Here is a 17,748-nt window from a genome sequence, read left to right as displayed (position 1 = left end):
TGGTCACGCCAGCCGGATCACGTTCCATGACAGCGGCTCCAGGACGGTGCTCAGCGTGCCGTCCTGGAGAGCCGTGCCGTCGACGGTGTGCGGGGTGACCCGCTCGGGGTCGTCGAGGGTGTTGCGGGCGTCGGGGTCGGCGTCCGCGAGGGCGCTGTGCTCGACGACCGACGTCAGGCCGAGCCCGCTCAGGGCGACGTCGAGCGGCAGTGCCTCGGTGCGGCTGCGGTTGACGGCGAACACGGTGACCGTGCCGTCCTCGGCGCGTACGGCGGTGGCGTGCAGCAGGTCGGCCTCGCCGTACTTCTTCGTCTCGTACGTGGGCGAGTCGACGCGGACGTCGAGGACCTGGCCGCGGCCGTGCCGGCTCGCCTGCGCGAACGGGAAGAACGTGGTCTGCCGCCAGGCCGGGCCGCCCGGCTCGGTCATGATCGGCGCGATGACGTTGACGAGCTGGGCGAGGCAGGCGACCGTGACGCGGTCGGCGTGCCGGAGCAGGGCGATGAGGAGCGAGCCGAAGACGACCGCGTCCATGACGCTGTAGTTGTTCTCCAGGAGGCGGGGGGCCTCGGACCAGGCCCGTTCGCCGGAGTTCTCGATCTCGTGCCACTCGGAGATGTACCAGACGTTCCACTCGTCGAAGGAGAGGTTGATCTTCTTCTTCGACTTCAGGCGCGCGCCCACGTGGTCGGCGGTCGCGACGACGTTGTCGATGAAGGACTCCATGTCGACGGCGGAGGCGAGGAAGGAGTCGACGTCGCCGTTCTCGGGCCAGTAGTAGGCGTGCAGCGAGATGTAGTCGACGAGGTCGTACGTCTCCTTGAGGACCGTCGCCTCCCACTCGGCGAAGGTCGGCATGGACTGGCTGGAGGAGCCGCAGGCGACCAGTTCGACCTTCGGGTCCATCTGGCGCATGGCACGGGCCGTCTCGGCGGCGACCCGGCCGTACTCCTCGGCCGTCTTGTGGCCGGTCTGCCAGGGGCCGTCCATCTCGTTGCCGAGGCACCAGAGCCTGATGCCGAAGGGGTCCTTGTCGCCGTGGGAGACACGGAGGTCGGACAGGGCGGTGCCCTCGGTGTGGTTGGCGTACTCCTGGAGTTCCAGGGCTTCGGCGACGCCGCGGGTGCCGAGGTTGATGGCCATCATGGGCTCGGCCTGGGGGCCGATCCTGCGGAGGAAGGCGATGTACTCGGAGAGGCCGAAACGGTTGGACTCCGTCGAGTGCCAGGCGAGGTCGAGGCGGCGGGGGCGGGTCTCCGCGGGGCCGACCGAGTCTTCCCACTTGTAGCCCGAGACGAAGTTGCCGCCGGGGTAGCGGATGGCGGTGACGCCGAGTTCCTTGACGAGGTCCAGGACGTCCTGGCGGAGGCCGGCCTCGTCGGCTGTGGGGTGGCCGGGTTCGAAGATGCCGGTGTAGACGCAGCGGCCGAGGTGTTCCACGAAGCTGCCGAAGAGGCGGGGGTTCACCTCGCCGATGGTGAAGGCGGGGTCGAGGGTGAAGCGGGCCGTGTGCATGGTCGCCTTTCTCCAGGACTGCCGGATCTCCAGGACGGCCGGCGTTCGGCATTTCGAATTATGCTCGTTACTTCGAACAGGACCGTAAATTCGAAGCGCGGGCGCGTCAATGGCGCGGCCGGAGTCTGGACACCGCTTTCTGCTCAAGAACGGTCGTTCTCCATTGAACAACGGGCGCCGGATCGCATGACGTGAACACATTCGGGCGCGTAGTCTCGGACCCGCTGCCAAGCCGCCGGCCGGCGGTGAGAAGGGGGAGCGATGGGCATCGCGGCCGTGTTCAGGCGCTCGCGACGTGGTTCCGCCATGCGCGGCCTGGCCGCCGGGCTCGCCGACGCGGTCCGGGCGAGAGAGCAGTCCCCCGCCGACGTACGGTCGTTGTGCCGGGCGCTGTGCGAGGAGATGAGCGCGCGGCGCGGAGGGCGTCCCGTCGAGCTGCGTTTCGAGCGCTTTCCCGACGAGTTCGAAGTGACCGGGCTGTGGGTCGAGTTCCAGGACTTCGACCTCGTCATCGTCGAGGAGCGGGCCGAGGCCGTGCAGCAACTGGTCATCCTCGGGCATGAGTTGTGGCATCTGCACGCCGGGCACGGACATCACCATGTCGCCGGTACGGCGGCGGTCCGGGCGCTGGACCGGGAGCCCGGCTGGAAGTCCGTGGTGCTGACGGTGGCCGCCCGCGACGGCTCGCGTGAGCGGGACGAGGCCGAGGCCGACGCGTTCGGGCACCGGCTGGCGGCGGCGTTCCGCTCCTACGCGGAGGGCGCCCCGCGCGCCGCGGACGCCGCTCTCGATCCGGTGCGGCGGTCGATGGGCTACCGGGGACGCGGAGGCGGCGCGCGATGATCCACGCCCGGGACGTCCTCGACAGCTTCTCCGTCTCCTTCTGGCTGCCGATCGGGGCGCTGACCGTCGCCCTGGTCATCAAGCTGCCCAGCCTGGTGAAGATGTGGCGGGACCCGATGCTGCGCGCGGTCGGCGGGCTGCTGCTGTTCGCCTGCGCCGTGTTCGTCTTCGCCTCCCCGGCCGTCATCGGCTGGACCAACCGCGTCACCGGCGTGCCGAACATCGCGGCGCCGCTGGTGTACTCGCTGCTCACCGCGCTGTGCGCGTCCTGGCTGCTGCTGATCGTCGCCTGGCGCAACGGCCTGTCCGACCGCTCGGCCTCGACGCGCCGCGCCGCCCGCTGGGTCGTCTTCGCCTACGCGGGTGTGGTCGTCGCCCTGTGGGTGCTCTTCTGGCTCGCGGACGTGCCCGTGGAACGCCGCCGGGACCTGGACACGTACTACGCCAACACGCCCTTCATGCGCGAGGAGATCCTGCTCTACCTCCTGGCGCACACCGTGGCCTGCTCGGTCACTGCCCGGCTGATCTGGAACTGGGTCCGCACCGACGGCCTGGACGCCTGGCTGCGCTGGGGCCTGAGGTTCCTCGGTGTCGGCTACGCGACGAACCTGCTCTTCGACGCGGCCAAACTCACCGCCGTCATCGCCCGGTTGACCGGCAACGACCTGGACTGGCTGAGCACCTACCTGGCCCCCTCGGCCGCGTGCCTCTCGGCCACCATGGTCGCGATCGGCTTCATCATCCCGCACGGCGGCCAGTACCTGCACGAACGGTGGCGCATCCGGCTCGCCCACTGGCAGCTGCGCCCCCTCTACCGGTTACTGCGCACCGTCAACGGCGGCGGCGCCCCCTTCGCCCCGCGCGCCACCGGTGAACTGCGCCTGATCCGCCGCGAGACGTACATCCGCGACGTGCTCCTCCAGCTCTCCCGGCACCTCGACGAGGAACTGCGGGAACGGTCGTACGACGCGGCCCTGGGGCTCGGCTTCGAGGCCGGCCGGGCGAAGGCGCTGGCCGCCGCCGTCACGATCCTGGACGCCGTCGCCGCCCGGGAACAGGCCCCGCGGAGCGACAGCGCCGCCTCGCCCTCCGGCCCCGACACCACGTATCTGCTGCGGGAGATCCAGGCCGTGTCCCGCGCCCTGCGTCACCGCGACCACATCGAGGCGGTACGCTCGCGCGCGGCCGCCCCCGGGAGAGAGAACGCCCGCGCATGACTGACAGCTCCACCCCCGCCAGAACCGCCGTCGTCCTGGGGGGATCCCACTCCGGCATGCTCGCGGCACGCGCCCTGGCCGATGTCGCCGACCGGGTCGTCGTCGTGGAGCGCGACGCGCTGCCCGCCGCTCCCGGACCCCGCAAGGGACTTCCGCAGGCACGGCACGCCCACATGCTCTGGTCGGGCGGGGTGCGGGCCATGGAGGAACTGCTGCCCGGGATCACCGGGGCGCTCCGGGAGGCCGGGGCGAACCGGCGGCCGGTCACGACGGACATCGTCGCCCTGGGCACCCGGGGCTGGTTCCGGCGCTGGCCCGAGTCCCACCATGTGATCCTGGCAGGCCGGGACCTGCTGGACGCGACGGTCCGCGCGCGGGTCCTGGCCGACGAGCGGATCGAGGTCGTCGAGCGCGCGGAGGCGGTGGGCCTGACCGGCACGGACGCGGCGGTCACGGGCGTGCGGATCCGGCCGGACGCCGGCCCCGAGGTCGTCCTCGACGCGGACCTGGTCGTCGACGCCTCGGGCCGCGGCTCCCAGGCCGCGAACTGGCTGACCGCCCTCGGGCTGCCCGCGCCGGAGTGCCGCGAGGTCGACGCGGGCCTGGCCTACGCCAGCCGCCTCTACCTGGCCCCCGCGGCGGCACGCGACGGCTTCCCGGTCGTCAACGTCCAGCCCGACCGGCGGGACGGCGGGCCCGGCCGGGCGGGGTTCCTGCTGCCCATCGAGGAGGGCCGGTGGATCGTCACCCTGTGCGGCACGCGCGGCGGCCGGCCGTCCCGGGAGAACGACGACTTCGTCCGCTTCGCCCGTGAGGACCTGCGGCACCCGCTGATCGGCGACCTGCTCGAACAGGCCGAGCCCCTGTCGGACGTGTCCTTCACCCGCACCACCGTCAACCGCCGGCACTTCTACGAGCGGATGCCGGCCTGGCCCGAGAACTTCGCCGTCCTCGGCGACGCCCTCGCCGCGTTCAACCCGGTCTACGGGCACGGCCTGGCGGTCGCCGCGCAGAGCGCCCTGCTGCTGCGGGACACGGTACGGCGGCACGGCTGGGCCACGCCCGGGCTGTCCCGGCGGATCCAGAAGGCCGCCTCCCGCCCGGTCGGCGCGGCCTGGGACCTGGCGATCGGCCAGGACGTGTTCTACCCGGGCGCGACGGAGCAGGGCCCCACCCGCCGGGACCGGCTGGTGACCGCGTACGTGGACCGGCTGATGTACACGGCCACGGGCAGCGGCCGTATCGCGCGGCGGGTGACCGACGTGACGTCACTGGAGCGGGGGGCGGGGGTGCTGCTGACTCCGTCGGTGCTGCTGGCGGCGGCGGTGGGGCCGCTCAAGCCGTCGTTGAGCGGACCGCCGTTGACGGCCGCGGAGCGAAAAGCGGCCGGGCTGGAGCCGTAGGGCTCCAGCAGGACTAGCCGGCGAACGCGGGCTGGGCCACGCCCTTGCCCGCGCCCGGCACCACGAACACCGACCCGGCCAGTGCGGGCGGTTCCGTCAGTCCCACCCGGGCCGTCGTGATGTACAGGTCGCTCAGGTCTGCCCCGCCGAACGCGCAGGCCGTCACCAGCGGCACCGGCAGTTCGATCACCCGGTCCAGCTCACCGTCGGGTGTGTAGCGCCGTACCGCCGAGCCCTGCCAGAGGGCGACCCACACGCACCCGTCGGCATCCACGGTCAGCCCGTCGGGAAAGCCCGCGCCGTCCTCGATCACGGCGAGGGTCCGGCGGCCGGACACCCGCCCGTCCGCGTGGTCGAAGACGTCGACCCGCCGGGTCGGGGAGTCTATGTAGTACAGAAGCCGCCCGTCGGGGCTCCACCCCGTGCCGTTGCTGACGGCCACGTCGTCCAGGACGACGCCGACCGTGCCGTCACCGGCGACGCGGGACAGCGTGCCGCCGCCCGGGGCCTCGTCGTAGCGCATCGTGCCGGCCCAGAGCGTGCCGTCGGGTGCCACGGCGGCGTCGTTGGCGCGGCGGCCGGGCACCGGCTCGTGGTGCAGCCAGCGGAACCCGCCGCCTTCGGCGTCACCGTCCAGGAGGCCGATGCCGTCGCGCAGGTTCAGCACCAGTCCACCCCCGGCGCGCGGCTTGACCGCGCCCACGTGCTGTTCGGTGCGGCGGACCGTGCGGCGCCCGGTGGCGGGGTCGTAGGTGTGCACCCGGGAGCCGAGGATGTCGATCCAGAGCAGCCGGCCGGCCGCCGCGTCCCAGGTCGGCCCCTCGCCGAGCTCGGCCTCGGCCCGGACGGCGACCTCGTACGGCTTCTCCGTCACGCCAGGCTCCGGTGGCCGAGGTGCTCCGACAGGTCGGCGGCGCCCTTCGCGGCGAACTGCTCCAGCTCGGCGCGGCGCTCCTCGCTCCAGCGGATCATGGGCACGGAGATCGACAGGGCGGCGACGACCTGGCCGGTGCGGTCGCGGACCGGCGCGGCCACGCAGCTCACGTCCGGATTGGACTCACGGTTCTCCACGGCGAGGCCCCGCTCACGGATCTCGGTCAGGGCCTCGCGCAGGGCGGCCGGGTCGGTGATGCTGTTGGGGGTCATCGCGACCAGCGCGGCGTTGTCGGGGATCCGCGTGGCGAGCTCGTGCTCGGGAAGGGAGGCCAGCAGCATCTTGCCGACGGAGGTGCAGTGGGCGGGCAGCCGGCGGCCGGCCGCCGACACCATCCGCACGGCGTGCGTGGAGTCCACCTTGGCGATGTAGATGACGTCCGTGTCCTCGAGGATCGCCACGTGCACCGTCTCGTCGCAGGTCTCGGCGACGGACCGGGCGACCAACTGCCCCTCGGCGGCGAGGTCGAGCTGCTCGGCGTAACGGGCGCCGAGCTGGTACGGCCGTACGCCGAGCCGGTAGCGTCCCGGCTGGCCGGGCACCTGGACGATGTACTTCCGGGCGGCGAGCGTGGTCACCAGCTCGTGCACGGTGGTGCGCGGCAGCTGCAGCTTGCGCACGATGTCGGGGGCGGACAGCGTCCCGTCCCCGTCGAGGAAGAGCTCGAGAATGTCGAGAGCCCGGGTCACGGCTGGTACGAGTCGTCCCACGACCGGCCCCTCCCTATGTGTCTCAGGCGCCTGTGTTCGAGATTTCAACAGGCGATCGGCATGACGAACACAGGCTAGCCATAGAGGTTTGGCCGGGCAATGGGCAAAGGCAGAGCGGGCGGAAACCGGCGAGCCCGTCACGGGCACGCCAGTGATCACCGGGTAGGCCGCCGGAGGCTCACCGTCGCCCGCGCATCGCCCCCAGTTGCCCCCGCAGCCGCTGGGCCCGCAGGACCAGTTCCAGTTCGAAGCGGCGGTCGGGGTTGTCGATCTCGTCGCCCCAGAGTTCTCTGATCTGGCGCAGGCGGTAGCGGACCGTCTGGGGGTGGACGCCGAGGCGGGTCGCGACCTCCGGGGCTCCGCCTCTGGTCTCCAGCCAGGCGAGGAGTGTTTCCGCGAGGCGGCGGCCGTGGGTGGGGCCGCAGTGGGTCAGGGGGGCCAGGCATCGCAGGGCCAGGTCGTCGATGAGTTCCTCCGGCTGGAGGAGGACCAGCGCCTCGGTGTGCTCGGTGCAGTAGAGGACCTCGCCCATGGGGAGCAGCTCGCGTTCCATCAGGCGTACCGCGGCCTCGGCCCAGCGCAGCGACTTCGCCGCGTCGGCGAGCGGTACGGGCGGGCCGATCGCGCCGGACCAGCCGGCCAGGGCCCGGTGCAGCAGCTCGGGGCGGCCTGCCGCGCCCGGGTCGGGCACGACCATGCGGGGCTGCTCGTACTCCATGTCGAGCAGCACGCCCTGGCCGACCGCGGGGGCCATGGCCTCCCGGGCGGGGCGCAGCAGGACACCGACCGCGACCCTCGCCGGTAAGGGCCAGCCGATGCGGGCGGCGCGTTCGGTGAGGGCCTCGGCGGGGTCGCCGCGGTGGTGCTCGGCGAGGAGCAGCTCCATCAGGCGGCGTTGCAGGCGCAGTCGTTCGCCCGCCTGGCGGGCCGCCGCTTCCGCGTAGCCGCGTACGGACTGGTCGACGAGGCCGTCCAGGTACTCGTAGCCCGCGTCGACGAGTTCGTACATCGCCGGGGGCGGGATCTCCACGCGCTGGCCGATGTCGGCGAAGCGGCGCCAGGCCAGGCGGACGCCCATGCGGTAGATGGCCTGGAGGGAGTCGAGCGAGCGGCCGTTCAGGCCCTCGCCGCGGCCGAAGTCCTGGAAGACGCCGGGCGGGACGGTGGGCCGGCCCTCCGAGTGTTCCAGGTGCTGCACGAAGACCTCGATGGCGCGGCGGATGCCGACCAGGGCCATGGGCTCGCCCGAGTCGTCGAGGACGACGGGCAGATGCGGGTACTCGCGCTGTATCTCGCAGAGGATCTCCTCGGCGAGCGCGGGCGCCTCGGCCATGGCGATCGCCGCGAACCGGCGCACCTGCAGGCGCGGTACGTCGTGCCAGGCCGAGCGCGCGGTGACGGTTCCGGTGCGGGCGGCTGTCACCGTCAACTCCCCTGGTCCGCTTGCTCGTACGTGATCAGGGGGGTGTTCGGCTGGTCGGGTGTGGCCTGGAGCAGCGCGACCACGCCCAGCGCGGCGCCCACGGCAAGGGCAGCGGCGAGCGCGACGGTCAGCGCGGCAGCGAGCAGTCTCGACATCGCAGGGTCAGCCTCTCTGTCCGGATTCGTCCGGAGATCATCCGGAGGTTTCCCCACCCCGGCGTCCCGTCCCTGCCTGTCACGCCCAGTCTCGACAAGCATTGACACCCCGTCAAGAGCCGCCTACGGTTCCCGGCCCAACCGCACGCGCCGATCCCTCCGCCGTGCCGGTCCTCTCGTACGTCGAGCCGTCCCAAGCCACTGGAGTGCCCGGATGCGCCGTACAACCTCTCCGTTTTCCCTGGTCCTGCTGGGTCTCGGCACGTTCCTGCTGGTGCTGGCCCCCCTGCTCGCCTGGTATGTGCAGCCGCGTGCCGCGGTGAATCCGATCGACATCGACACGACCGCCGTCTACACCGGCCGGGGCAGCGTCTTCGACACTGACCGGATCGAGACGGTTCCCGGCCGGAAGATCACCGTGACGCAGCGCGTCCGGGGCAATGTCGAGGACAGCGAACGCAGCGGCAAGGCCGTCTGGGACGTGATCACCTCGGTCGACACGGACAAGTCGCTGCCGGCCGCCGATCCGCACGACGCGCTGGACTTCAAGCCGCACCGCTGGGTGATGGACCGTAAGACCAACCGGCCGGTGCACTGCTGCGGGGAGAAGCCGTACATCGAGGGCGAGGCCTATCTGAAGTTCCCCTTCGACGTGCAGAAACGCTCGTACCAGTGGTGGGACAACACCCTCGGCGACACGGTCGTCCTGCACTACCGGGGCACCGAGAAGGTCCAGGGGTACACGGGCTACAAGTTCACCGGCTCGGTGCCCCCGACCAGGACCGGCACGCGCATGGTGCCCGGCAGCATCGTCGACCAGCCGGGCCGGCCGCAGGTGCTCGCCGAGGAGTGGTACTCCAACCACGGGTTCGAGCTGGTCGTCGACCAGGCCACCGGCCGCGTGATCTACGCGCAGACCGGCCCGAAGCGGACCCTGCGGGCGCCGGGCGGGAAGAAGGACGCGGCGGTGCTGCTGGACAGCCGGAAGGTCTCCTTCACGACCGCGACGCAGAAGGAAGCGGTGCGGCAGGCGAAGCGGGACAGCGACCAACTGCGGCTCGTGGGCGTGACGTTGCCGATCGGTGCGGCCGTGACCGGTTTTGTGCTCGTGGTGGTGGGTGGTGTTCTCGTGGCGCGTGGGCGGAAGGAGCCGGAGCAGCCCGTTCCGTCCGAAAAGCCCGGTACGCCCCAGCCCACCCTCACGATGTGATGTGACGTCAGCTCCAACAAAGCCCGAAATTGTCACGTCGGTGAGTAGCCGTGGCGATCGTCCGGGCGAAAACTGTCCAACCCCACCCGAGCACATCCCGTCCACACACCCCTCCCAGGAAGAGCTCAGGCCCCCCACAGGCAGACCTCTTCAAGACTCCCCTTCCCCTTCACGACTCCCCTTCCAAGACTCCCGTTCGGAACGAACCCCCCACGTTTTCCCACGTTGAGTTCCGCACCCCGAGACGAGTTGGAGCACCCATGCCCCAGCACGTACCGTCCCCGCTGCGCGCGTCCCACGGCGCGCAGCGACCCCTTCCGGCGCTCCCCCCACATCCGCGCCGGATCGTCTTCCTCGCCCATCGTGATCTGGACAACCCCTCGGCCGGCGGCTCCGAGCTGCTGGTCGACAAACTCGCCGACGGGCTGACCCGGCTGGGCCACCAGGTGACCCTGCTGTGCGGAGGCCCCGCGGCCTTCCGTGACTACCGGGTCGTGTCGGCGGGCGGCCCCTACGGGCACTATCTGCGCGCCCGTTCCGCCTTCGCCCGCCAGATCGGCGACTGCGATCTGCTGGTCGAGGTGTGCAACGGCATGCCGTATCTGGCGCCGCTGTGGCATCGCGGTCCCACGCTGTGCCTGGTCAACCACGTCCATACGGATCTGTGGAAGATGCGCTTCGGCGGGCCGCTGGCCCCGGCGGCGCGGATCGGCCGAAGACTCGAACACTGGGCGCTGACCGGCGCGCGGCAGGGAAGCCTGATGGTCGCCGTGTCCTCCTCGACGGCCCACGCGCTGCGGGCGATCGGGGTCGAGCGGGACCGGATCCGGGTCGTGCACAACGGGGTCGAGGAGCCGGGGCCGCGAGCCGAGCGCTCGGCGGAACCGTTGTTCGTCGCCGTCGGGCGGCTCGTCGAGTACAAGCGGATCGATCTGCTGCTGCGGTTGTGGGAGCGGGTGCGGCCGGTGACCGGCGGGCGGTTGGTGATCGTCGGGGACGGGCCGGAGCGCGAACGGCTGGAGCGGCTGGCCGGGCCCGGTGTGGAGTTCACCGGGTATGTCTCCGAGGCCGAGAAGCACCGGCTGCTGTGTGCGGCCTGGTTGTTGCTGCATCCCTCCGCCGTGGAGGGATGGGGGCTGGTCGTGACGGAGGCCGCGACACGGGAGACGCCGAGTGTGGCTTTCGATGTGCCCGGGCTCAAGGACTCCGTGGTCGATGGTGAGACCGGGGTGCTCGCGCGGGGTGAGTCGTCGTTCGCCGCGGCGTGGTGTGCGCTTGCCCTGGCCGGGCGGGAGCGGGAGTTGATGGGGAAGGCGGCTCGGGATCGGGCCGCGCAGTTTCGGTGGGATCGGACTGTGCGGCAGTTTCGGGTGGTGGCCGCGGAGGCGGTGAGGGGCTGGGGGCCGTGAGGCGGCTTGCGGTGCGTCGTGGCTGGCCGCGCCCACGCGGCGGAGCCGCACATGTCACAGCCCCGCGCCCCTATCGCAGCGACCCCTCGTTTCGAAGATCTGTTGCGCTGTTCCGTGCCTTTCTTCATGAGCAGGACGATCCCGAGTACTGCTACTCATTGCTCGCCCGGGATGCCGTCGATCAGGTCGAGGCCTACGACGGGCCCATCGCCGGGCGTACCGTCCTGGACATCGGTGGGGGCAGCGGGTACTTCACCGAGGAGTTCCGGCGGCGTGGTGCTCATGCCTATCTGTTCGAGCCGGACATGGCCGAGTTGGGCGAGAAGCCGCCCGATGGGGCGGTCGTCGCCGACGGATACCTGCTGCCCCTGCGGGACGGCATCGCCGACGTCACCTTCTCCTCCAACGTGCTGGAGCACGTGGCCGATCCGGAGACCTTCCTCAGTGAGCTGGCCCGGGTGACGCGCCCGGGCGGGCTGATCTATGTGTCGTTCACCAACTGGCTGTCGCCGTGGGGCGGGCACGAGTGGGCCCCGTGGCACTACTTCGGTGCCGAGCGGGCCCGGGCCCGCTATCTGCGGCGGACCGGCCGGCCCGCCAAGCACACGCTCGGCGAGAACCTGTTCGCGGTGCACATCGGCTCCACCCTGCGGCAGGTGCGTGCCCGCGACGACGTCACGGTCGTCTCGGCGCGCTCCCGCTACTGGCCCTTCCTCGCGGAGACCGTCGTCAAGGCGCCCGGGATCCGCGAGTTCGCCACCTGGAACCTCCTCCTCATTCTGCGGCGGTGCCCTTCATGACAACCACGGTCCAGGCTCCTCCACCGGCGGCCGTTCCCACGACCGCGAGCGCGGCGGGTCCCCCCGAGGGCCCGCGGTCGCGGCGCTGGCTGCTGGGTTTCTGGGCCGTGGTGTTCGTGTTGTTCCTGGTGGTGCAACCCGGGCGGCAGACCTTCGACACCAAGCTGGGCGTCACCGTCGATCCGGGGCAGTTCCTCGCCGACCTGGGCCAGTTGTGGCACGACCGGGCCGGGTTCGGCGGGATCCAGGACCAGTACGCCGGCTATCTGTGGCCGATGCTGCCGTTCTACTGGCTGTGCGACCTCGTCCACCTGCCGGTGTGGCTGGCGGAGCGGCTGTGGCTGTCGGTCGTCGTGTCCGTCGCCTTCTGGGGTGCGTTGCGGCTGGCCGAGCGGCTGCGGGTGGGCAGTGGGACGTCCCGGCTGCTGGGGGCCGTGGCGTACGCGCTGTGGCCGGTGTTCACGACGGTCATCGGGTCGACGTCGGCCGCCGCGCTGCCCGGCGCTTTCCTGCCGTGGGTGCTGCTGCCGCTGACCAACGAGCGGTACGCCGCAAGGGTCGCCGCGCTGCGCTCGGCGCTGCTCGTGCCGTTCATGGGCGGGGTGAACGCCTCGGCGACCCTGGCCTCGCTGCTGCCGGTCGGGCTGTATCTGCTGTCCCGGCCGCCCGGCCCCCGGCAGCGCAAGCTGATCGCCTGGTGGGCCCCGGCCGTGATCGTCGTGACGGCCTGGTGGTGGGTGCCGCTGCTGCTGCTCGGGGTCTACGGCGAGAACTTCCTCCCCTACATAGAGACTTCGCAGACGACCACGGACACCATGTCGGCGACCGAGGCGCTGCGCGGCGCCGGGAACTGGGTCGCCTATCTGCACTTCGGTGAGGCGTGGCTGCCCGCGGGGTGGGCCGTGGCCTCGTCGGTCGTCGTGATCGTGTGCTCGGCGCTGGCGGCCGGGCTGGGGCTCGCCGGACTCGCCCGGCGGGATGTGCCCGAGCGGCGGTGGCTCGTGCTGACCGTGCTGGTGGCGGCGCTGGTGCTGCTCGCCGGGTACGGCGGGGCGTTCGGGGCGCCGTTCCACGGGGTGGTGCAGGGCTGGCTGGACGGGTGGCTGTCGCCGTTCCGGAACATCTACAAGTTCCAGGCGGGGCTGGCGCTGGCGCTCGTGCTGGGCCTGGTCCACCTGGTGGGTGTGGCCGCCGAGCCGCGCGGGGCCCGCCAGGTGCGCGGCCGGCGCCTCGCCCCGCTGGTCGCGGCCGTGCTGATCCTGCCGGGGCTGCTGCTGCCGTACCTCAACGGCTCGATCCTCAACCCGGGTTCCTTCCAGAAGCTGCCCACCTACTGGCAGGCCACGGCCGACTGGCTGGAGAAGTACTCCCCGGACTCCCGTGCCCTGGTCGTCCCGGCGACCGCGCACGGCATGTACACCTGGGGCTCCCCCATCGACCAGCCGCTCGACGTGCTCGCCGAGTCGCGCTGGGCACAGCGCGACTACGTCCCGTTCGGCACGCCCGGCAACCGGCGCGCGATGGACGCCGTCGAGCAGGCGCTGCTGACGGGAGGCGAAGTCCCCGGTCTCGCCGACTACTTGAGCCGGGCGGGGCTGTACTACGTCGTCGTACGCAACGATCTCGATCCCGACCAGATCGGCGCGGTGCCGACCGCGACGGTCAAGCGGACGCTGGAGCAGTCCGGGTACGAGCGGGTGACGGGGCTCGGTCCTGTGATGACCGGCGGGCGGATCGCGCAGGACGCCCCGCTCCAGGTCGAGGGCCTGTACGCGCGGCAGCGGGCGGTCGAGATCTACCGGCCGACCGGGGACGACGTGCTCCGGCCCGGGCAGGCCGGGCTCACCCCGGTCTCCGACACGGCCGTGGTGTCCGGCGGCCCGGAGGCGCTGCTGCCGCTGGCGTCCCGGCTGCGCGGGCGGGCGGCCGTCCTGACCGGCGACAACCATCCCGGGCTCGGCACCCCCGCCGTGCAGGTCGTGGGCGATGGGATGCGGCGCGCCGACACCCGGTTCGGCCTGGTCAACGCCGGTACGTCGTACACGTACACGCGGGACGAGCGCAACGCGCCCGACGCCCAGCAGGACCCGGGCGAAAAGCCGCGGCAGATCCTGCCCGCCGAGGGCACCGACCACCAGACCGTGGCCGAACTGCGCGGCGCCGAGTCGGTGACGGCGTCCTCGTACGGCAACTGGCTCTTCCACCTGCCGCAGTACGACCCGGTGAACGCCTTCGACGGCAACCCGGACACCGCGTGGGCGGAGGGCGCGCCGGACACCCCGGACGGCCAGTGGTTGCGCGTCGGCTTCACCGGCCCCTACGACATGCCGTCCTCCTTCAAGGTCACGCCGTTGCCGCAGGAGAGCGTGCGCGCGGCGGCCACGAAGGTACGGGTGGAGACCGAGAAGGGCTCGAAGACCAGCTTCCTCCAGCCGAACGGAAAGACACAGCGGATCAAGGCGCCCGAGGGCACGAGCCGGTGGATGAAGCTGACGATCGTGGACTCGGTGGAGCGCCGGGCCGGTCTGACGGGCGCGGGCTTCTCCGAGATCGACCTGCCGGACATCCAGGTGACCCGGCTGCTGAAGCTGCCGAGCGACGCGGACAACGCCACCGCGCCCGCCACCCTGGTCTCCCTGCACCGCGCCGCCGACCCGACGGGCCTGTCCGCGACCGGCACGGAGGCCGGACTGCACCGCCGCTTCACGACACCGGCCGCCGGAACCTACGAGGTGAAGGCGAACGCGGTGCCGGTGCCGGGCGAGGAACTCGACCGGCTGCTCTACGAGGTCGCGCCCGAGCAGCAGACCCGGATCGTCGCCACCGCCGACTCCACGGCGAGCCTCGGCGCGGGCCTGACGGCACGCAACCTCACCGACGGCGACCTGACGACGGCGTGGATCGCGGGCGACCGGCCGACGATCCACCTGAGCTGGGAGGGCAAGCAGGCGGTCGGCGAAGTCGTCCTGGCCCCCGCGGGCGGCCTGTCCACCCGTGCCTCCCAGGTGCACATCAGCTCCCCCGACGGCGCGACGATCGCCGGAGTCGACGAGAACGGCTGGGTCCGCTTCCCGCCGATCACCACGGACCGGCTCGACATCACGGTCACCGAGACCGCCCCGCTGACCCTGCACAACCCGGTCGCCGACGAGGACCTGCGCCTCCCGGTGGGCCTGACGGAGGCCTACGTCCCGGCCCTCGACCAGTACCGCACCCCGCAGCCGGACGGCACCCGGAAGTTCTCCCTGCCGTGCGGCAAGGGCCCGGACGTGGCGCTGGACAGCGAGCTGTACCGGACAAGCGTGAAGGGAACGGTGCGGGACCTGGTGGAGCGGCGGGGCGTCGAGGTGACGCTCTGCCAGGAGGGCCGGGGCGACTCGGAGGTGCGGCTCCCCGCCGGCGAACACCGGCTGGAGGGCGGCGACGCGGGCCCGCTCGCGCTCACGGACGTGACCCTGACCCGCGGGACGGTCCCGGAGGCAGCGGCGGCCGGGCGTGAGCTGAAGGTCCGGGACTGGCTGGGCGACCGGCGCGAGGTGACGGCCGGCTCGGGCGCCGCCTCGTACCTCACGACGTACGAGAACTTCAACGACGGCTGGAAGGCCACCCTCGACGGCAAGGAGCTGACCCCGGTACGGCTGGACGGCTGGCAGCAGGGCTGGCGGATCCCGGCCGGGGCGGGCGGCGCGGTCAAGCTGTCGTACGAACCGGCCACCACGTACGACGCCGGGCTGATCGGCAGCGGCGCCGGTATCGCGGTCCTGCTGGGCCTCGCCCTGTGGCGCCGCCGCGCCCCCAACCCCGACGCGCCTCAGCCGGTTCCGCCGCTGCCCGGGCTGTGGCTCGGCACGGTGGCGCTGACGCTGGTCGGAGTGGTGATCGCGGGCTGGTTCGCGCTGCTGGTCCCGGCGCTGGCGCTGCTGGCCTCGCGGCGGCACGCCCTGCTGGTGCCGATCGCGTTCACCGCGCTGGCGGGAGCGGGTGTCGTCGCCGCGATCGGGGCCGGGGAGCCGGTGGGGGCGGGCACGGGTGCGTTCGGCCATGTGGCCCAACTGCTGGCGTTGGTCGGCCTGTTCGCGGGCCTGGTGAGCCTGCGCGAGCCCGACCCGGAGAGGACCGAGCCCGCATGACCCCTCCGACCCGCATCCCGTTCCCGGTGGTGGACGAGGTGTCCCGGCACTGCCTCCAGGAGGAGGAACCGGAAACGGTCCACATCGAGGTCCACCTCCCGGGCCCCCTGGAACCCGCCCGCCTGCGCAAGGCCTTCACGGAGGCCCTGCACCGGCATCCCCGGATCCTGATGCGGGAGGCAGGGGGGCCGTGGTTCCGCCGCCGCTACGAGTGGGAGCTGACGGGCGAGCCGGACACGGAGGTGGTGACCTTCACACCCACGGGCCCGAGGGCGTTGCAGGACGCCAGGACGAGGGCGCTCGCCGAGGCACCGCCCCTGTCGATGTCGCCGCCGATACGGCTGGAGGTCGTGGGATCGGTCCTCCTCCTCACCATCAACCACACCGCCCTCGACGGCCCGGCCTGTCTCCGCATACTCGCCACCGCGGCCGAGCTCTACGGCGGCAGGGACAACAACCCCGCCGCACCTCCCACCCGCCCCGCAGAACCCGGAAAGGAGCCCCCGGACACCCCCACCACCTGGTCACCCCCCGCCCGGGTGGCGCAAGGCACGCCCGACCCCTCCCCCGGCAACGGCATGCTCGTCACCGAACTCCCCCTCCCGCACCGCCCCAAGGGCTCCCCCTACACCGTCAACGACCAGCTCATGGTGACCACGGCCCTGACCATCGCCCACTGGAACAGGGAACACGGCGCCCGCCCCCGCCCCCTGCGCATCACCATGCCCGTGGACGACCGCCCCCGTGACGCGACGATGCCCATCGGCAACGGCACCCGCCTGGTCGAAGTACCGTTCGCACCAGCAGAGTTGAAGACCGAGATGCCCACCCTGCTCCGCCGCACCGCGGAGCGCACCCGGGCGCTGAAAGCCCTGTCCCGCCCCCAACTGGGCCACGGGGCCGCACTCCTCACCACCCCCTGGGCCCCGGTCGCCGCCCGTGCCGCCCTCACCCGCGGTCTGCGCAGGGCCGCCGCGCCGTGGACGTCGACGACCCTGCTCAGCAACATCGGCCGTATCCCGTACCCGCTGGACTTCGGCGAGGAGGCGGGCCGCGCGCACGCGGTCTGGTTCTCCGCCCCGGCCCGGATGCCGCGCGGCCTGACCGTCACCACCGCCTCCACCGCCGGCCGTCTCCACCTCGCCCTGCGCTGGTCCCGGGCGCTGCTCAGCCACGGCGACGGCGCCCACCTCCGCGACCTCTTCGAGCACTACCTGCACACCACGGAGGTCGCCCCATGACAGGACCGGCAACGACCGCCGACCAGCGGCGCCCGCCCCGCGACCTGCGCGACTTCTACGAGAACCCCGCCGTCCCGGTGGCGTCCGGCACCCCCCGCAGCCTCCGCCAGGCCCGCATGCTGGCCCGGGCCGTCGGACCGGCCGCCGACCGCCCCCGCACGGTCCTCGACATCGGCTGCGGCGACGGCACCGCCGCCGCCACCGCCGCGCCCCTCCTGCCCGGCCACCGCGTCATCGGCGTCGACTGGTCCCAGGACGCCCTCAGACGCGCCCGCACCCGCATCCCGTACGCGGTGCGCGGTGAACTCACCGGCGGCGGGCTGCCGTTCGCCTCCGAGTCGGCCGACGCGGTGCTGTTCAGCGAGGTGATCGAGCACCTCGTCGATCCGGACGCCGCGCTCGACGAGATCCGCAGGATCCTGCGGCCCGGCGGGCATCTCATGCTGTCCACCCCGAACCTGGCGGCCTGGTACAACCGCGTCCTGCTGCTCGCCGGCGTGCAGCCGGTCTTCTCGGAGGTCAGCCTGCGCGGCATCCACGGCCGCCCGGGTAAAGAGGTCGTGGGACACCTGCGCCTCTACACCGCCCGCGCGCTCAGGGAGTTCGTCGCCGCGTCCGGATTCACGGTCGTAGGGCTCGAAGGCGCTCCCTTCCACGGCGTACCGCGCCCGCTGCGCCCGCTGGACCGGCTCGTCTGCGCCCGGCCGCAGTTGGCGTCGATCCTGCTGCTGCACGCCAGGAGGACGTAGCCCATGTGG

14 protein-coding genes are annotated in these 17,748 nt (G+C 72.3%); 9 read left to right on the top strand and 5 right to left on the bottom strand.

Annotated features, from left to right (window positions below; all coding sequences use genetic code 11):
* Positions 1–3: 3 nt before the first annotated feature.
* Positions 4–1,515, bottom strand: coding sequence for an arabinosylfuranosidase ArfA (gene arfA, locus ACZ6I3_RS01115; RefSeq protein ID WP_469410758.1), 1,512 nt, complete (start codon positions 1,513–1,515; stop codon positions 4–6).
* Positions 1,516–1,776: 261 nt separating this feature from the next.
* Between arfA and ACZ6I3_RS01110 the strand changes: the two genes are divergently transcribed.
* Genes ACZ6I3_RS01110 through ACZ6I3_RS01100 form a run of 3 tightly spaced genes read left to right on the top strand, consistent with a single transcriptional unit; the run spans position 1,777 to position 4,978 of the window.
* Positions 1,777–2,358 (top strand): toxin-antitoxin system, toxin component family protein, encoded by a 582-nt coding sequence (locus tag ACZ6I3_RS01110; protein ID WP_469410757.1) that lies wholly within the window; start codon positions 1,777–1,779, stop codon positions 2,356–2,358.
* Positions 2,355–3,575 (top strand): MAB_1171c family putative transporter, encoded by a 1,221-nt coding sequence (locus tag ACZ6I3_RS01105; protein WP_469410756.1) that lies wholly within the window; start codon positions 2,355–2,357, stop codon positions 3,573–3,575. Before ACZ6I3_RS01110 ends, ACZ6I3_RS01105 begins: the two co-directional genes overlap by 4 nt.
* Positions 3,572–4,978, top strand: a complete 1,407-nt coding sequence (locus tag ACZ6I3_RS01100) for an NAD(P)/FAD-dependent oxidoreductase (RefSeq protein ID WP_469410755.1) — start codon at positions 3,572–3,574, stop codon at positions 4,976–4,978. The genes ACZ6I3_RS01105 and ACZ6I3_RS01100 overlap by 4 nt, the downstream gene beginning before the upstream one ends.
* Positions 4,979–4,991: 13 nt before the next feature.
* Here the strand turns inward: ACZ6I3_RS01100 and ACZ6I3_RS01095 are convergent, their stop codons facing one another.
* The 4 genes from ACZ6I3_RS01095 to ACZ6I3_RS01080 all read right to left on the bottom strand — a co-directional run bounded on the left by ACZ6I3_RS01095 (position 4,992) and on the right by ACZ6I3_RS01080 (position 8,200).
* The gene (locus tag ACZ6I3_RS01095; RefSeq protein ID WP_469410754.1) at positions 4,992–5,852 is read right to left on the bottom strand and encodes an SMP-30/gluconolactonase/LRE family protein; all 861 of its coding nucleotides are present in this window, start codon (positions 5,850–5,852) and stop codon (positions 4,992–4,994) included.
* A complete protein-coding gene (locus tag ACZ6I3_RS01090; RefSeq protein WP_469410753.1) occupies positions 5,849–6,622 on the bottom strand; it encodes an IclR family transcriptional regulator in 774 nt (257 codons plus the stop codon). Before ACZ6I3_RS01090 ends, ACZ6I3_RS01095 begins: the two co-directional genes overlap by 4 nt.
* A 178-nt stretch (positions 6,623–6,800) precedes the next feature.
* Positions 6,801–8,045, bottom strand: a complete 1,245-nt coding sequence (locus tag ACZ6I3_RS01085; RefSeq protein ID WP_469410752.1) for a PucR family transcriptional regulator — start codon at positions 8,043–8,045, stop codon at positions 6,801–6,803.
* Positions 8,046–8,047: 2 nt separating this feature from the next.
* Positions 8,048–8,200 carry a hypothetical protein gene (locus ACZ6I3_RS01080; protein WP_184592273.1) on the bottom strand — a complete coding sequence of 51 codons (153 nt, stop codon included), beginning with the start codon at positions 8,198–8,200 and terminating at the stop codon, positions 8,048–8,050.
* A 214-nt stretch (positions 8,201–8,414) separates the two neighbouring features.
* Here ACZ6I3_RS01080 and pgfA point away from each other — a divergent pair, with 214 nt between their 5' ends.
* From pgfA to ACZ6I3_RS01050, 6 genes are all read left to right on the top strand, one after another.
* A complete protein-coding gene (gene pgfA / locus ACZ6I3_RS01075; protein WP_469410751.1) occupies positions 8,415–9,410 on the top strand; it encodes a cell envelope lipid trafficking protein PgfA in 996 nt (331 codons plus the stop codon).
* A gap of 260 nt (positions 9,411–9,670) precedes the next feature.
* Positions 9,671–10,819 (top strand): glycosyltransferase family 4 protein, encoded by a 1,149-nt coding sequence (locus ACZ6I3_RS01070; protein ID WP_469410750.1) that lies wholly within the window; start codon positions 9,671–9,673, stop codon positions 10,817–10,819.
* Between the two features lie 11 nt (positions 10,820–10,830).
* Positions 10,831–11,619, top strand: a complete 789-nt coding sequence (locus tag ACZ6I3_RS01065; protein ID WP_469410749.1) for a class I SAM-dependent methyltransferase — start codon at positions 10,831–10,833, stop codon at positions 11,617–11,619.
* Positions 11,616–15,749, top strand: coding sequence for an alpha-(1->3)-arabinofuranosyltransferase domain-containing protein (locus tag ACZ6I3_RS01060; RefSeq protein WP_469410748.1), 4,134 nt, complete (start codon positions 11,616–11,618; stop codon positions 15,747–15,749). Before ACZ6I3_RS01065 ends, ACZ6I3_RS01060 begins: the two co-directional genes overlap by 4 nt.
* Entirely contained in the window at positions 15,746–16,990 is a 1,245-nt protein-coding gene (locus ACZ6I3_RS01055) for a condensation protein (protein WP_469410747.1), read from the top strand. Before ACZ6I3_RS01060 ends, ACZ6I3_RS01055 begins: the two co-directional genes overlap by 4 nt.
* On the top strand, positions 16,987–17,739 hold the full coding sequence (locus ACZ6I3_RS01050; RefSeq protein ID WP_469410746.1) for a class I SAM-dependent methyltransferase: 753 nt from the start codon (positions 16,987–16,989) through the stop codon (positions 17,737–17,739). Before ACZ6I3_RS01055 ends, ACZ6I3_RS01050 begins: the two co-directional genes overlap by 4 nt.
* The last annotated feature ends 9 nt before the right edge of the window (positions 17,740–17,748 follow it).

The organism is Streptomyces sp. NPDC041940, from assembly GCF_055589465.1.
The sequence above is the reverse complement of the archived record's forward strand: the minus strand, read 5'-3'. Positions and strand labels throughout refer to the sequence as shown.

Bases quoted from the DNA above. Each gene is read 5' to 3' on its own strand.
- ACZ6I3_RS01110 (WP_469410757.1), top strand. From the start codon at position 1,777: ATGGGCATCGCGGCCGTGTTCAGGCGCTCGCGACGTGGTTCCGCCATG.
- ACZ6I3_RS01070 (WP_469410750.1), top strand. From the start codon at position 9,671: ATGCCCCAGCACGTACCGTCCCCGCTGCGCGCGTCCCACGGCGCGCAG.
- ACZ6I3_RS01060 (WP_469410748.1), top strand. From the start codon at position 11,616: ATGACAACCACGGTCCAGGCTCCTCCACCGGCGGCCGTTCCCACGACC.
- ACZ6I3_RS01105 (WP_469410756.1), top strand. From the start codon at position 2,355: ATGATCCACGCCCGGGACGTCCTCGACAGCTTCTCCGTCTCCTTCTGG.
- ACZ6I3_RS01100 (WP_469410755.1), top strand. From the start codon at position 3,572: ATGACTGACAGCTCCACCCCCGCCAGAACCGCCGTCGTCCTGGGGGGA.
- pgfA (WP_469410751.1), top strand. From the start codon at position 8,415: ATGCGCCGTACAACCTCTCCGTTTTCCCTGGTCCTGCTGGGTCTCGGC.
- ACZ6I3_RS01080 (WP_184592273.1), bottom strand. From the start codon at position 8,200: ATGTCGAGACTGCTCGCTGCCGCGCTGACCGTCGCGCTCGCCGCTGCC.
- arfA (WP_469410758.1), bottom strand. From the start codon at position 1,515: ATGCACACGGCCCGCTTCACCCTCGACCCCGCCTTCACCATCGGCGAG.
- ACZ6I3_RS01055 (WP_469410747.1), top strand. From the start codon at position 15,746: ATGACCCCTCCGACCCGCATCCCGTTCCCGGTGGTGGACGAGGTGTCC.
- ACZ6I3_RS01050 (WP_469410746.1), top strand. From the start codon at position 16,987: ATGACAGGACCGGCAACGACCGCCGACCAGCGGCGCCCGCCCCGCGAC.